Below are 14,590 nucleotides of genomic sequence, written 5' to 3' on the forward strand. Positions count from 1 at the left end.
TCCACCACCCGACGCAGATGCTCCGGAGTCGTACCGCAACACCCCCCCACCAACGACAACCCGTACTCACGGACAAACTGCTCCTGCGCGTCCGCCAGTCCCTCGGCATCGAGCGGGAAGTGCGCCCCGTCCCTGGTGAGCACCGGCAACCCGGCGTTCGGCATGCACAGCAGCGGAATACGGGAGTGCTGGGCCAGATAGCGCAGATGCTCGCTCATCTCCGCCGGGCCGGTCGAGCAGTTCAGACCGATCATGTCGATGCCCAGCGGCTCCAGCGCCGTCAGCGCCGCACCGATCTCCGACCCCAGCAGCATCGTCCCCGTCGTCTCGAACGCCAGCGAGCACACCAGGGGAAGGTCTGCCCCCAGAGCATCCATCGCGCGTCGCGCCCCGAGGATCGCGGCCTTGGTCTGGAGCAGGTCCTGCGTCGTCTCCACCATCAGCGCGTCCGCACCGCCGGCGATCAGCCCCTCGGCATTGCGCTGGAAGCCGTCGCGCAGCTGGACATACGGGGCGTGGCCGAGGGTCGGCAGTTTCGTGCCCGGTCCCATCGAGCCCAGCACCCAGCGCTCCTGCCCGGTGGAGGCGGTGAATCTGTCGGCGACCTCACGGGCGATACGCGCTCCCGCCTCCGACAGCTCGTAGGCACGCTCGGAGATGTCGTACTCCCCGAGCGCGGCGTGATTCGCACCGAAGGTGTTGGTCTCCACGCAGTCGACCCCGACCGCGAAGTACTCCTCATGCACCGAACGCACAATGTCCGGACGCGTCACATTCAGGATCTCGTTGCAGCCCTCCAGGTCCTGGAAGTCCGCCATCGTCGGATCCTGCGCCTGGAGCATCGTGCCCATCGCCCCGTCCGCCACCACCACACGGGTGGCCAGCGCCTCACGCAGCCCTCTCATGCCGTCAGCTCCCTTATATGCGGCAGCAGTTGGGCGACGCACTCGATGCCGTACGCCGTCCGGATCCGGTCGATCAGCGGCTCCCGGTACAGCCGGTACTCCTGGGTGCCCACGTAGTCGAGCACCGTCGCCGCTATCGCGCAGCCGAGCTGCGCCGCGCGTTCCTCCGGCAGGCCCCAGGCGGTGCCCGCCAGAAAGCCGGCACGGAATCCGTCACCCACGCCGGTGGGATCCACGACGCCGGGAACCCCGACCGCCGGCACGTGCACCGGCTCCCGTCCGTGGCGCATGATCCGGGTCCCGTCGGCGCCGTGTGTGGTGACCCAGCAGCCGACGCGCCCCAGCACCTCGGCCTCCGTGAGCCCGGACCGCTCACGGAGCAGGGCCGCCTCGTACTCGTTGGTGAACAGCCATCGGGCGCCGTTCACCAGCTCAAGGACTTCCCCCTTCCCCAGCCGTGCCAGCTGTTGCGAGGGGTCGGCGGCGAACGGGATGCGGAGCCGCGCGCAGATCCGGGTGTGCCGGATCATCGCCTCGGGATCGTCCGGGGAGATGAGGACCAGCCCCAGCCGCCCGACCCGTTTGATCACCGCGCCGAGGTCGATCTCGCGTGCCTCGGCCATGGCACCGGCGTAGAAGGTGGCGATCTGGTTCTGTGCCCGGTCGGTGGTGCAGACGAATCTCGCCGTGTGCAGCTCGTCGCTGATCCGTACGGAGTCGGTGTCGACTCCGTGCTGCTTCAGCCACACGCGGTACGGCTCGAAGTCGCCGCCCGCCGCGCCGACGAGGACCGGCCGCAGTCCGAGCAGCCCGAGCCCGAATGAGATGTTCGCCGCCACTCCCCCGCGGCGGATCTCCAGCCGGTCCGCGAGGAACGACAGGGAAACCCGGTCCAGCCGGTCGGCCAGCAGTTGGTCGGTGAACCTTCCGGGGAAGGTCATCAGATGGTCGGTGGCGATGGAGCCCGTGACGGCGATCCGCATCTCAGTCCTCCACGGCCTGGCGCAACACGGCCTGGCGCAGCGCGTCGGCGCGGTCGGTGCACTCCCAGGTGAAGTCCGGGAGTTCGCGGCCGAAGTGGCCGTACGCGGAGGTCTGGGCGTAGACCGGGCGCAGCAGGTCGAGATCGTGGATGAGCGCGGCGGGCCGCAGGTCGAAGACCTCGCCGATCGCGGTCTGGATCCGGTCGACCGGTACGGTCTCGGTGCCGTACGTCTCCACGAAGAGGCCCACCGGCTCGGCCTTGCCGATCGCGTAGGCGACCTGCACCTCGCAGCGCCGGGCGAGCCCGGCCGCGAGGACGTTCTTGGCGACCCAGCGCATGGCGTACGCGGCCGAGCGGTCCACCTTCGAGGGGTCCTTGCCGGAGAAGGCGCCGCCACCGTGCCGGGCCATTCCGCCGTACGTGTCGATGATGATCTTGCGGCCGGTCAGGCCGGCGTCGCCCATCGGGCCGCCGATCTCGAACCGGCCGGTGGGGTTGACGAGCAGCCGGTAGCCGTCGCTCTCCAGAGAGACGCCCTGTTCGGCCAGCGCCTTGAGCACCGGCTCGACGACGTCAGCACGGATGTCGGGGGCCAGCAGTCCGTCCAGGCTGATGTCGGCGGCGTGCTGGGTGGAGACCACGACGGTGTCGAGCCGCACCGGCCGGTCCCCGTCGTACTCGATGGTGACCTGTGTCTTGCCGTCCGGACGGAGGTACGGCAGGGTGCCGTCCTTGCGTACGTCGGTCAGCCGGCGCGCGAGCAGGTGGGCCAGGTGGATGGGCAGCGGCATCAGCTCGGGCGTGTCGTCGCAGGCGTAGCCGAACATCAAGCCCTGGTCGCCCGCGCCCTGCCGGTCGAGTTCGTCGCCCTCCTTGCCGGAGGTGTCGACCCCCTGGGCGATGTCGGGCGACTGGGCGCCGATGGAGAGGGACACACCGCAGGACGCGCCGTCGAAGCCCTTGGCCGAGGAGTCGTAGCCGATGTCGAGTACCGCCTCACGTACGAGCGCGGCGATGGGTACGTAGGCTTCCGTCGTCACCTCCCCCGCTATATGCACCTGTCCGGTGGTGATCAGCGTCTCGACCGCCACCCTGGCCGTGGGGTCCTGGTCGAGCAGGGCGTCGAGGATCGTGTCGCTGATCCGGTCCGCGATCTTGTCGGGGTGTCCCTCGGTGACGGATTCGGAGGTGAAAAGCCGTCGGCCGCCCATCTCAACTCACCTCCGTCGTACAGAAGAAGTTGCTCTCTATGGCGGCGAGGGTCCGGACGGCGTCGACCTCCAGCGTCTCCATCTCGATCGAGCGTCCGCTCTGCTCCTCCAGGAGGAAGACGAACTCGACGAACGAGAGGGAGTCGATGAGGCGGTTCTCGATCAGGTCGAGGGTGGGGGCGATGTCCTCGCGGTCCGGGTGGCGCTTGAGGATCCAGTCCTTGACCTGCTGAAGTCCTTCGTTCATGGCGGTTCTCCTTGTCGTACGTGCGGTGAGTGCGGTGAGTGACTGGGGCCGTGAATCGGGCGGTGAATCCGGTTCGGGCTCGGGGCCGAAGGGGTCGCCCAGGATCGGGGCGGCGACGGCGACGGCGTAGTCGACGTCGTGACTGATGCTCACGGTGATCTGGGTGATGCCGGACTCGGCGGCCATGTCGGCCGCAGCGCGGTTGAGTTGAACGACGGGCCAGCCGCCGTCCGCACGCCGCATGACGATGTCCAGCCAGGGCAGGACGCGGTTGCGGACCCGGAGGGTCTTGAAGGCCGCCTCCTTGGCCGCGATGCGTCCGCAGAGGCTCAGGACGTCGAGTCCGGTGGACGTGGTGCAGTCGGCCAGTTCGCCGGGGGTCAGCATCCGGGCGAAGAATCGCTCACCGTGGGCGTCCAGCAGCCGCCGTACCCGGATGACGGACACGATGTCCATGCCGAGATTCGCCCAGCCCAGGCCGCCCGTGGCGGCGGTGGGGCGGGCCGGCACGTCAGGTCACCGGCCCGACCCGCGCGAGTCGTGCCGCGGCGGAGCGTACGGCTTCGGTGGCTGTCGCCCAGTCGCCGTGCCGCAGGGTGAGGGCGGAGAGCCAGCGCTCAAGACCGAACGCCACACAGCTGGTGAAGGCGGGTCCGCCGGTCTCCGCGAGGCTGATGGAGCAACGGTCGCCGAAGAAGTTCCGATGGGTGTTGACGGAGGCGATCGCCAAGTCCTCGTAGAGGAACTCGTATTTGACCGGTGACAGGCGCTGCAGCAGTGCCTTCGATCCGTCCTTGTCGAAGAAGGGGTCGGTGGCGGCCTCCTTGCGCAGCGGCAGGTCGACGGCCTCGGCGAAGGCGGTGATGCGGTCGGTGAACGTACAGAGGTGGTCATCGGCGTGTCGCTGGCTGCCGATGGCGACGATCTCCCGCATACGGAAGGCGAGTTGGCGTCGCAGACTCTCGTACCGCTCCTCCTTGCGGAAACACCAGCCCACCACGGTCACCAGGGTGTCATCGGTGAGTTGCCGGCCCTCGTGGTCGAGGTACACCCCGTAACAGGAGGCGGACGGCAGGCCGAGGGCGGCGGGCTGGAGCGCGCCGCAGGGGAAGCAGCCGGACTCGGCGCAGAAGGACTCCTGGTCGCGGCGTCCGAGATCGAGCGGGGCAGCGAGTACCGCCTGGTGGGGGAAGTTGTCGTAGTAGTCGAGGCGGGCGAGGTCGGCGGCGGGAAGCAACGGCGGCATGGTCTTCGCGTGGGCGCCGGCGGCGAGGCCCCATCCCTCGAAGGTGTCGTCGAGGAGGCGCAGCAGGGCCGTTCCCTCGGGGCCGAGTGAGGGCAGGCCGTGCGGTTCGCCGGGCGATCCGGATGAATTCGGCGAGCTGATCGAGCCGCTTGAGCCGCGCTCCGCGGTCAGGGAGGTACGGGTCATGGTGGTGTCACCTCTCGGTTCAGACGACCGGCAGGGTGTCGTCGGCGAAGATCCCGGTCTTCAGGAAGAAGGCGAGCGGCTTGCGGATGGCCTTGCGCTCGTGGGCGCGCCGACGTTCGTCGGCGATGAGGGCGGACCGGAAGGCGAGCGGGTCGGTGATGCCTGCGTCGCGGTAGACGTGCGGGTTGTAGAGGGAGTTGACGCTGAAGACGACGTAGCGCTTGAGGTACGCCTCCACCTCGGCGAGCCGCTCGGGGCTGACGACTTCGCGCATGCGGGTGTGCAGCAGCGTGACGAGTTCGCGGCCGAAGGCGATGTGCCGGGACTCGTCCTGGTGGTGGATGCGGTTGACGCCGCGGATGGTGTCGCAGAGTGTGGCGTCCCGCGCCATGCGGCTGTTGTAGTGGTCGACCAGTTCCTCGAAGAACAGCACCCGGGCGAAGACCAGGAAGTTCTCGACCTCGGGCTCCCAGACGGAGTCGGCGGACCGGGGGGCGGCGGATCCGTAGATCTTGCCGCCGTAGCGGCGGCAGAACTCGGCGAAGAACCACATGTGTTCGTTCTCCTCGCCGATGAAGTGGTGGAAGAAGTCCGAAGGGATCTCGAAGCCCGGTGTGTGGATGCGGCCCACCACCTCGATCAGCAGCTCGCGGATGCCGTGCACATTGAGGCTGTAGAAGTTGATCGACTCCCACTTGGAGAGCTTGTGCAGTGTGGGTTCGTCGAGCTGATCGAAGAGGGGGGTGCCGTACGGGGTGAGCAGTTCGGGGGTCATCCAGAGGCGGTCCTGGTCGAGCCGGTCCGGCCACCGGAACTGCTGGTAGGGGTTGTAGTAGTCCTCGATGGACTTCTCACTCAGCCGCTCAAGGACTTCCATGAAGCGGTCGGTGACGGGCAGGGCTGTGGCGGCCATGGTCTGTCGCTCCTGATTCGTCGGTCGTATGCGTCCGAGCGGGCGGCGGGTTCCGGCGGCCCCTGTCGGTGGTGACGCATCGTCAGGGCCGTACCTCGTACACGGCGTTGACCGCCGTCTCGGTGGCCCTGCGCCAGCGGGTGAACCCGGCCTCACGCGCGATGGCGCGGAAGGCGGACTCGCCGGAGTGGTTGCCGAGGGCGTGCGGTCCGCGCTGGGCGACGGCGACCGGCAGGCACATGACGGCGGAGAGCGCCATGAACATCCGCGCGGCGGGGGTGCCGGTGTCGATGTCGGCGGGTGACACATTCGACTCGACGAGCATCCAGGTGCCGTCCGGATCGAGGGACTTGTGCACGTGCTCCGCTGCGGCCACCGGGTCGCCCATGTCGTGCAGGCAGTTGAAGAAGGTGACCAGGTCGTAGCCGGCGCCGGGGTAGCCGTCGGCGGGCGCCGTCTCGAAGACGACGCGGTCGGACAGCCCGGCGTCGTCGGCGAGTTGGCGGGCGATGGCGATGGCCTCTTCGGAGTAGTCGAAGCCGTACACCGTGGTGCGGGGGTACGCCTGGGCGAGCAGAAGTGTGGTGTGGCCGACTCCGCAGCCGACGTCCGCGACCCGCCCGCCGGTGGCGAGCTTCTCCGTTACGCCGTGCAGCGCCGGCAGCCAGTCCGGCAACAGCCGGTGCTGATAGGTGGGTTCGAAGAAACTGCCCATGCCGGTGTCGAGCGCGGCGTCGTGCTCGGCCCAGCCGACGCCGTCGCCTGTTCGGTAGGCGTCGACGAGCAGGTCCTCGGTGGCGTACAGGGCCTTGAGGGCGGTGAAGAATCCGGCGGCGTACGTGACCGCGTGGGGGTCGGCGAGCACCGGCGCGTGCTCCGGGGGCAGGGTGTACGTCCCGGCGGACGGATGCCGCTCGACGTACTCCACGCTGAGCTGGGCGTGCAGCCACTCCTCGGCGTACCGCTCGGTGATCCCGGTCAGTTCGGCGAGCCGGGCAGGGGTGAGCGGGCCGTGCTCGGCGAGGGCCCGGTAGAGGCCGAGGCGCTCACCGAGGGCCACGGTCAGGCCCCGGACGGCCGCGGCGGCGTCACCGATGACGCGCTGGTGGAAGTCGGCGGTGGTGGCGGTGGTGCCGGGCACGCTCATGCGGCGTTCTCCTCGCCGGTCGGCAGGTGGCAGGTGAAGAGGAAGGAGCGGGGTACGCCGGGCACCTCGCGGGCCGGTACGGGATACGGCCAGCGGCCGAAGTCCGCACCGTCCTCGCCCGGTTGCCTGACCTCGTCCACGGCCCAGCCGCACTCGGTGAGGAGCCGTTCAGGCGTCTCGGTGCCGAAGAGCCAGGGGTTGCCGTCCTCCGCGAGTGCTTTCATGAACGGGCGGGACAGCGGATTGCGCAGGGCCGCCCGGCTGATGACATCACCGAGCAGGACGGAGCCGGCGGCGCTGTGCGCGGACAGGGTGGCCAGCAGGGCACGTACGGCCCCTTCGGGGAGGAAGAACAGCAGCCCTTCGACGACCCACAGGGTGGGTTCCTCGGCGCGCCAGCCGGCCGCCTTGAGCCGCCCGGTCCACTCCCGCGTCAGGTCGACGGCGACGGTGCGCCGTTCGCGTCCCTCCGGCGCCGGCTCGTCGGCGAGCATGGCCGCCTTGGCCTCCAGCAGTGCGGGGCGGTCGAGTTCGTACACCGTGACGCCGTCCGGCCAGGGCAGCCGGTAGAAGCGGGTGTCCATGCCGGCCGCGAGGAAGACGACCTGCCGGATTCCGCCGTCGCCGACCGCGCGTGCGACGGCGCGGTCCAGGTAGGTGGTGCGGATCGCGAGGAAAGGCACGGTGCCGGCGCCCGCGTAGCGTTCGAGCAGGTCGAAGCCGACGGTGTCGGCGACGGTGCGCGCGTACGGATCGGCGAACAGCCCGTCGTCGCGCTCGGTCTCCAGGGCTCGCGCTGCGGCGGTCCACTGGGCGGTGCGGGATACGGCCTCCACGGAAGGCCCCCTTCACTTGGTCGGGATGGAGCGGACGGCCGTGTTCAGCTCTTCCTGCCGCAAGCGACCGGGTCCTCAGCCGCGGATATCGACGCGGACGCCGACACGGGGGTTCGGGCGGAGGGATCGGCGGGGCGCCGCCGGAAGATGCTGTGCAGGATCATGCTGAACACGACCGTCCCGTCGGGTGCCACCAGCTCGCAGCGCGGCTGGACGATGCCGGTGGCGGGGCTCATGAGCGAGGGGCGCGAGCCGAGGATCTCGATCCGGGCGGTGAGTACGTCACCGGGGCGAACGGGTCGGTGGTAGCGGATTTCGTCGATACCGGGCGAGCCGGCGCAGGCGCTGTAGGTGAGCAGTCCGTCGACGTAGCGCCGCATGAAGAGCGAGGCGGTGTGGAAGCCGCTGGCGATCAGACCGCCGAAGGCGGAGCGCTCGGCCAGCGCCGGGTCGATGTGGAACGGCTGCGGGTCGTAGCGCCTGGCGAACTCCAGCACCTCCTCCTCGGTGACGGTGACTGAGCCCAGTTCATGGATGTCACCCGTGCGGAAGTCCTCGAAGTAGCGCATGCCACGCCCCCCTTGAGCCGAAGAGTCAGCTTTCCTATCACTCCCCAATCTACGAATGGCTCGTTTATTTTGTCAATCCAAATCTAGCGCGGAGTCAGATTGCTCGCAGCGCCTGCTCGATGTCCTCCCACAGGTCGTCGGCGTGCTCGATGCCGACGGACATCCGCACCGTGCCCGCGCCGATCCCGGCCGCGGCCAGGGCGCTCTCGCCCAACTCACGGTGCGAGGTGGAGGCCGGGTGGGCGACCAGGGTCTCCACGCCGCCCAGGGAGAGTGCCAGCCGGGCCAGCCGCACCTTCTCGATGAAGGCCCGCCCCGCCGCCCGGCCGCCGTCGAGCTCGAAGGAGAGCAGCCCGCCACCGCCGGTCAGCAGCTTCCGGGCCACATCGTGAGCGGGATGCGAGGTGAGCCACGGCCAGCGCACGGCGGCGACGGCGGGATGACCGGCGAGCCGGTTCGCGAGAACTTCGGCGTTGGCACAGTGCTGCCGCATGCGTAACGGCAGGGTCGGCAGTCCGCGCAGCGTCAGCCACGCGGCGAACGGGTCGGCGCTGGCGCCGAGTTCGACGGTGCGCGGCCAGACCCGGTCCCGCAGACCGGAGTCCGCGAAGACGGCGGCGCCCCCGAGCACGTCCGAATGCCCGGCCAGATACTTGGTGGTGGAGTGCACGACGACGTCCGCGCCGTGCTCGACGGGCCGGCAGAGCACGGGCGAGGCCAGCGAGTTGTCCACGACGCTCAGCACATCGCGCTGCCGCGCCGCCACGAGGAGGGCCGGGAGGTCGGGCACCTGCCCGGTGGGGTTGGCGATGGTCTCCAGATGCAGGAGACGGGTCGTCGGCCGCACAAGAGTCTCGAACTCCCGCACGTCGTCGCCTTGCAGATAGTCGACCTCGATGCCGAACCGCTCAGCCAGGTCGGCGAGTACGGCGAACGTCCCGCCGTACAGGCAGCGTTGGGCCAGCACATGGTCGCCGGGCTTCAGCAGGGCGAGCAGCACCCCGCTGATGGCCCCCATCCCGGAGGCGAAGGCGATCGCGGAAGCGGCGCCCTCCAGCCCGGCGAGGGTGTGCTCCAGGGCGCGAACGGTGGGGTTGCCGCGCCTGGTGTAGACGTAGCGCCCGTCAGGCCCGGCCATGGCGTCGGCGAGCGCGTCGGCGGACTCGAAGGCGAAGGCCGAGGACTGCACTATGGGCACGCTCAGTGGCCAACTGCCCGTTTCCATGGGGTCGTTCACAACGTGTACGGCGCGCGTCCGGATGTCCATCGGCGAGTCTCCTGGGGGTGGGCGGGGCATCACGGCCATCGGTGGCCGAATGGACGCCCAAAGTACCCCCATGGGGTATAGCACGGAAGGAGTGCGGCTCAGATCTGTTCGCCGGGCCGTCACGGACTGTCGCCCTGCCAGTCCCACCGCCGCGCGTCACCGGCACGCGGCCCGTACCCGGCGCGCCCGCCCGGCCCGTACGCCCCGATCTCCGTGACGAGCATCGCGCCGGTGCCCAGCTCCTCATCCGTCCAGCCGGTCACGTCCAGCAGCAGCCCGTCCAACGGCCCCGCGCACAGCTCCCGGTACGCGCGCCCCTGCCGGGGCCCCGGATCCGGGTCGTCGTGGTCGGCGCCGTACACCCGCCGCCGCATCAGTTCGTCCATCAGGGCAGCATCCCAGCCACCACTGACAGTGGATGTCGCCTCAGGGGTTCATGGTGGCTTCCATGAACGTGACCGAGCGGGGGTCGCGCGGGTCCGCGGTAAGGTCTTCGCCGCCGAAGACCGGGAACCGTCCGCCCCGCGTACCGGCGCGCGGCGCCGACGTCGGATTCGAGGAACGCCCCGGCGAGAGCGGGCACTCCGGGATACAGCGCGGGATCACATACGTCGGCATCCGCCGGCAGCGCGATCGAGAAAAACGCTCTACGCTCATGGAGCGTGACAGGATGTGATCACGGCTGTCATGGCCGGTTTTGGCCAGGATCATGGAGTCGCCAGCAATGGCCCGAACCGCTCGAACGCGTGGCGGAGCGAAAGGAAGAGGTGTGCGGTGAGTCGTGCGCTGATCGTTGTCGATGTGCAGAAGGACTTCTGCGAGGGTGGCAGCGTCCCGGTGAAGGGTGGTGCGGACCGGGCCGCCGCCATCGCCGATCTCGTACGGGCCTCGGCGGGCGGCACGTACACGCGGATCGTCGCGACGCGGGATCACCACTACGATCCCGGCGATCACTTCTCGGACCGTCCGGACTACCAGAACTCCTTCCCCGTGCACTGCGTGGCCGGCAGCGAGGGAAGCGAGTTCCACCCCGACTTCGCGTCCACCGCGGCCTCGGAGGCGGTGGACGAGGTCTTCTTCAAAGGCGCCCACTCCGCCTCGAAGAGCGGTTTCGAAGGCGCGACCGAGGACGGTACGCCGCTGGCCGACTGGCTCCGCACCAGGAACATCACCGATGTCGACGTCGTCGGTATCGCGACCGACCACTGTGTGAAGGCCACCGCCCTGGACGCCGTCGCGGCGGGCTTCGCCGCACACGTGCTGCTCGACTACACCGCGGGCGTCGCCCCCGACACCACCACCCAGGCACTCACCGAGATGCGGCAGGCAGGCGTCGCGCTCACGGGGCAACCCGTCCTCCGCGACTGAGACGGGAGCAACGGCCGGTCGTTCGCCGTCAGCGTGAACGGTTGTCGCCGGCAGTCGTGGCGGGGAATGTGACGCCATGACCCTTTCCATCGCGCACCTCAGCGATCCGCACATCACGACCGGCATGCTGGCGGGTGGGCCGGCAGCGGGGCTGAGCCGGGCACTCGGCCGCGTTCTCGCGCTCGATCGGCGGCCGGACTGCGTGGTGATCACCGGAGACCTGGTCGACCAGGGGCGGCCGGACGGATACACCGCTCTGCGGGAGCTGATCGAAGGCTTCCCACTGCCGCTGCACCTGGTGGTGGGCAATCACGACGATCCCGCCCCGCTGTTGGACGTGTTCGGCGGCACCGGCCTCCTCGGCGGTGCGCGCCAGTCGCACTATGCGGTCGACCACCCGGAATTCACCATCGTTGTCCTGGACTCGCAGGTGCCCGGCGCCCCCGGCGGCCACCTCGGGGCGGACCAACTGAACTGGCTCGACGAAGTCCTCGCACGCAGGCCCGACGTCCCGGCGCTGGTCTGCCTGCACCATCCACCGATACCGATCGGCATCCCCTTCCTGGACGGGATGCGGCTGTCGGACGGCGAGGCGCTGGCCGAGGTGATCGCCCGTCACGCCAACGTCGCCCGCGTCCTGGCGGGCCACGTGCACCGCCCTGTCACCGCCCCTTTCGCGAACAGCACGCTCACCGCCGCTCCCAGCACCTATCTCCAGAGCGGCCTGGCCCTGGTCGAAGGCGTTCCCAACTATCTCCCGGAGCCCACGTCCTTCCTGCTCCACGCTCTCGCCGACGCCACGTGGGTCACCCACACCGTCCCCGTCAGCCACGCCGCCGCGGCGATCGCCCGCTTCTAAGCCGTGTCTGACAAATCCCGCCTGGCGCGCCTGCACTACCCGACGGGCCAGTCTCCGCGCCCCGCCAGATCCAGCACCAGAGCGGCGATGTTCCACGCATCGTCGTCGCCCCGGTGGTGCCGGCCCTCCAGCGGGAGGCCGGCCACCTTCAGGGCCCCGGCCATTCCGGGGCGCCGCCGCAGGCCGTAGGAGGTGGTGAAGGAGACCTTCGCGTTGGTGTGACGGTGGCCGAAGGGGTACTCCGTGCCCGTCTCCCGGCACTGGCGGGTGAACTGGTTACGGTCGTAGTCGCCCCAACTGGCCCACGGCAGCGGGCCCGTTCGGTGCTGGGCGGCCAGTGTGCGGCACGCCTCGGCGAACGGCAGACCCCCGTCCACCTCGCCCTGCGTCAGCCCGGTCAGCTCCGTACAGAACGGGCTCACCTTCGACCGGTCGGGGCGTACCAACAGCCGGTGTTTGGCGAGGCGTTGCCCGGCGCGCAGGTCGACCACGGTGAGTCCGATCTCGATGATCTCGCTCACCTGGCCGGGCGGCGGCTGTCCCTCCCAGCATGTCGCTTCGACGTCGACCACGTTCAGCAGGTACTCGCCCTCGTCCATGAGGAGTGAGCGTAGAAACCGCCGGGCGCCAGGTCACCCGGTTTTCCCGCGACACGGCTGTGCGTCAGCCCCCGCTCTGGTCCCGGCGGCGACGGGCGACGAGGACCGCACCCGTGCCCACAGCCACCGCGGCGGCGGCACCGATCGCGATCGGCAGCGTGGAGGAGGAGCCGGTGGCCGCCAGGTCGCCGTTGGTCGTCGGCTCGTTGCCACCGGTCGACGAGGAGCCGCCGGTCGAGCCTGTCGTCGACTCGCCCGACGAGCCGGTCGACCCACCGCCGGTCACGTCCAGCGTGATGTCGGCCTTGTCGTTGGACTTGTCCGGGTCGAACGGGCGCGCGTCGGTGCTCAGCTTCACGGAGCCCTTGGCGTCCGGTACGTGCTTGTCGATCTTCAGCTTGATCGTGTAGGTCTCGCCGCCGTCCTCGTCGACCCAGCGCTGACTTGTGCCGCAGGCCAACGCCTTGCCCTTGGCCTCGCAGAACCCGTCGGGCTTGACGACCGACGTTCCGGCGGGAGGTGTGATCAGGACCTCGACGAGCGGGTCACCCTCCCTGGGCAGCACCCAGGCCGGGCCCGCGTTGGCGAACGTGGCCTTCAGCGTCACCGTGTCGCCGACCTCGCCCTTCAGGGCGGCTCCCGTCACCTGGTAGTCGGCCGTGTTGACCGAGGTGACCGGCACCTCGACGATGTCCTTCGTGTCGCCCCCGGCCGTACCCTCGACCAGCTTCACCGCCGGTGCGGTCCCGGCCACCGGCTGCGTCGCGGATTCGTCCAGCTCCGGGTCGGTCTCCCAGAGAGTGATGCGCAGGTCGTCGTTGAGCGCGCTGGGCAGCGCCTTGATCGCCAGCCGCTTCTCGGGCGCGTACGTGACGCCGGGCTCCACCGCCTGGTCGAACTCGCACACCACATTGGACTTGGCGGTCATCTCGTCGTAGGAGGGGACCTGGTGGGTCTGGCAGTTGGAGGGGATGTCCCCGTAGCCGAGCCCACGGGTGACGGAGTAGACGACCCAGACCGTGTCGACGGCCTTGGTGCCCTTGTTCATCACGGTGACCGACTGATCGAGGCTGCTGCCCGGCTTCACGCCGTCGATCGGGGCGATGTCCCCCAGAACCAGAAGGGGTTCGGTGTCATCGGCGAAGGCGGTGGGAGCCGCGCACAACGCGACCAGGCCGGCGGCGCTCAGCGCGGCGACGGCGGATGCGGCTGCGGCTGCGGCTGCGGTACGGGAGTTACGGCGGTTACGCGGGGGGTTAGGCATCGAAAGAACCTCTGCATGGCGGTGGCAAACGGACGGTGTCCTCCGGGAGAACAACGTTTCGCCCAATAAGACACCTGTCGATGCCGAACGGTTGCACGTGGCCGCTCCGGCCCGAGCCGGCCGACTGCTGGCCCCTGGCCCGTACCGACGGCTTCTGCGACGCTGAAGGATGCGCGAATGCTGGCTGTGCGGTGATCCGGTGGACGCCGGGCAGGTGTACCGCGTCGAGTTGGAGGGAGGCCGCGGTCCTCGGGCCGTGGACATCCCGAGTTGCGCGGACTGCGTGCGGCGTGGCCGGAGATCGCGGCACTGCTGGACGAGGGTTGGTGGCTGAAGGACTACCGGCCCGACCACGGGCAGGGGCCCGGCGGTCCCTGACCAACGCGTCAGGCCGGCGCCGCGTAGACGATGAGGTTGTTCACCGGGTGCCCCTGGGCGTCGAATTCGCCGTCACAGGTGATCAACCGCAGGGTGGGGTCGTCCGTGTCGCCGTAGACCCTGGCGGTGGGAAAGGAGTTCTTGCTGACGCTCTCGGTGCCTGTGACGGTGAAGCGTGCCGACTCACCCCGGCTGTTGCCGACCGTGATGTCCGCGCCCTTGGTGAGCTTCTTGAGGTCGTGGAAGACCGCCTTGCCGAACCGGGTGTCGTTGTGGCCGATGATGACGGCGGCGCCCGTCTCACCGGGGACGGCGCCGCCGGTGTACCAGCCCGCGGTCATGCCTCTCTCGGCCGGTGGCACCTCGACGGTGCCGTCCGCGTTGAGGCCGAGTTCCATCAGGGGACTCTTCACGCCGATCGAGGGGATGGAGACCTCGGCGGGAGCCGCGGGCTGTCCAACTGCCTTCGAATGACGGGGTGCAGGGGTACTCGCCCCGGTGGCGGAGGCCGGGGCGGTCATGTCCGGCGCGGACGAGCAGCCGGTGAGCGCGATGAGCACGGCCGGTACGACGAGAGTGAGGCGAGCAGGGGGCACAGCGGGGCTCCTGA

The 14,590-nt window shown here is 69.7% G+C and carries 17 protein-coding genes; 2 read left to right on the forward strand and 15 right to left on the reverse strand.

Translation table 11 applies throughout. From position 1 onward, the window contains the following. The 12 genes from ACIBLA_RS21290 to ACIBLA_RS21345 form a co-directional block, all read right to left on the reverse strand. Positions 1 to 905 (reverse strand): homocysteine S-methyltransferase family protein (locus ACIBLA_RS21290; RefSeq protein ID WP_399199457.1); only part of this gene is annotated, 905 nt, incomplete at its 3' end. Further along, the gene (locus tag ACIBLA_RS21295) at positions 902 to 1,888 is read right to left on the reverse strand and encodes a carbohydrate kinase family protein (protein ID WP_399199458.1); all 987 of its coding nucleotides are present in this window, start codon (positions 1,886 to 1,888) and stop codon (positions 902 to 904) included. The genes ACIBLA_RS21290 and ACIBLA_RS21295, both read right to left, overlap by 4 nt. Position 1,889: 1 nt before the next feature. Beyond that, a complete protein-coding gene (gene metK / locus ACIBLA_RS21300) occupies positions 1,890 to 3,101 on the reverse strand; it encodes a methionine adenosyltransferase (RefSeq protein ID WP_399199459.1) in 1,212 nt (403 codons plus the stop codon). A gap of 1 nt (position 3,102) precedes the next feature. Continuing rightward, the gene (locus tag ACIBLA_RS21305; RefSeq protein ID WP_363243812.1) at positions 3,103 to 3,858 is read right to left on the reverse strand and encodes a 4'-phosphopantetheinyl transferase superfamily protein; all 756 of its coding nucleotides are present in this window, start codon (positions 3,856 to 3,858) and stop codon (positions 3,103 to 3,105) included. A gap of 1 nt (position 3,859) precedes the next feature. Next, positions 3,860 to 4,780, reverse strand: coding sequence for a hypothetical protein (locus ACIBLA_RS21310; protein WP_363243813.1), 921 nt, complete (start codon positions 4,778 to 4,780; stop codon positions 3,860 to 3,862). 19 nt (positions 4,781 to 4,799) lie between these two features. After that, positions 4,800 to 5,693: a diiron oxygenase gene (locus tag ACIBLA_RS21315; protein WP_363243814.1), complete on the reverse strand. Its 894-nt coding sequence runs from the start codon at positions 5,691 to 5,693 to the stop codon at positions 4,800 to 4,802. A gap of 82 nt (positions 5,694 to 5,775) precedes the next feature. After that, on the reverse strand, positions 5,776 to 6,840 hold the full coding sequence (locus ACIBLA_RS21320) for a class I SAM-dependent methyltransferase (RefSeq protein WP_399199460.1): 1,065 nt from the start codon (positions 6,838 to 6,840) through the stop codon (positions 5,776 to 5,778). After that, positions 6,837 to 7,676, reverse strand: coding sequence for an SAM-dependent methyltransferase (locus ACIBLA_RS21325; RefSeq protein WP_363243816.1), 840 nt, complete (start codon positions 7,674 to 7,676; stop codon positions 6,837 to 6,839). Before ACIBLA_RS21325 ends, ACIBLA_RS21320 begins: the two co-directional genes overlap by 4 nt. Positions 7,677 to 7,720: 44 nt before the next feature. Then, positions 7,721 to 8,245: a MaoC family dehydratase gene (locus tag ACIBLA_RS21330; RefSeq protein ID WP_363243817.1), complete on the reverse strand. Its 525-nt coding sequence runs from the start codon at positions 8,243 to 8,245 to the stop codon at positions 7,721 to 7,723. A 94-nt stretch (positions 8,246 to 8,339) separates the two neighbouring features. Next, positions 8,340 to 9,512, reverse strand: a complete 1,173-nt coding sequence (locus ACIBLA_RS21335; protein WP_399199462.1) for a trans-sulfuration enzyme family protein — start codon at positions 9,510 to 9,512, stop codon at positions 8,340 to 8,342. Between the two features lie 119 nt (positions 9,513 to 9,631). After that, complete coding sequence (locus ACIBLA_RS21340; protein ID WP_363243819.1) at positions 9,632 to 9,898, reverse strand: hypothetical protein; 267 nt, start codon at positions 9,896 to 9,898, stop codon at positions 9,632 to 9,634. Between the two features lie 40 nt (positions 9,899 to 9,938). Then, a complete protein-coding gene (locus ACIBLA_RS21345; protein ID WP_399199463.1) occupies positions 9,939 to 10,223 on the reverse strand; it encodes a hypothetical protein in 285 nt (94 codons plus the stop codon). Between the two features lie 63 nt (positions 10,224 to 10,286). On the opposite strand from ACIBLA_RS21345, the gene ACIBLA_RS21350 reads away from it, so the two are divergent. Next, complete coding sequence (locus tag ACIBLA_RS21350; protein ID WP_363243821.1) at positions 10,287 to 10,880, forward strand: isochorismatase family protein; 594 nt, start codon at positions 10,287 to 10,289, stop codon at positions 10,878 to 10,880. A gap of 76 nt (positions 10,881 to 10,956) precedes the next feature. Further along, the gene (locus ACIBLA_RS21355; protein WP_399199464.1) at positions 10,957 to 11,739 is read left to right on the forward strand and encodes a phosphodiesterase; all 783 of its coding nucleotides are present in this window, start codon (positions 10,957 to 10,959) and stop codon (positions 11,737 to 11,739) included. A 35-nt stretch (positions 11,740 to 11,774) separates the two neighbouring features. Here the strand turns inward: ACIBLA_RS21355 and ACIBLA_RS21360 are convergent, their stop codons facing one another. From ACIBLA_RS21360 to ACIBLA_RS21370, 3 genes are all read right to left on the reverse strand, one after another. Continuing rightward, positions 11,775 to 12,338: an exonuclease domain-containing protein gene (locus ACIBLA_RS21360; RefSeq protein ID WP_399199465.1), complete on the reverse strand. Its 564-nt coding sequence runs from the start codon at positions 12,336 to 12,338 to the stop codon at positions 11,775 to 11,777. Between the two features lie 64 nt (positions 12,339 to 12,402). After that, entirely contained in the window at positions 12,403 to 13,602 is a 1,200-nt protein-coding gene (locus ACIBLA_RS21365; RefSeq protein WP_399199466.1) for an LPXTG cell wall anchor domain-containing protein, read from the reverse strand. 386 nt (positions 13,603 to 13,988) lie between these two features. Beyond that, positions 13,989 to 14,576, reverse strand: coding sequence for a class F sortase (locus tag ACIBLA_RS21370; protein WP_399199467.1), 588 nt, complete (start codon positions 14,574 to 14,576; stop codon positions 13,989 to 13,991). Positions 14,577 to 14,590: the final 14 nt, after the last annotated feature.

Origin of the sequence: Streptomyces sp. NPDC050433 (assembly GCF_044458565.1) — a bacterium.
GTDB lineage: Bacteria > Actinomycetota > Actinomycetes > Streptomycetales > Streptomycetaceae > Streptomyces.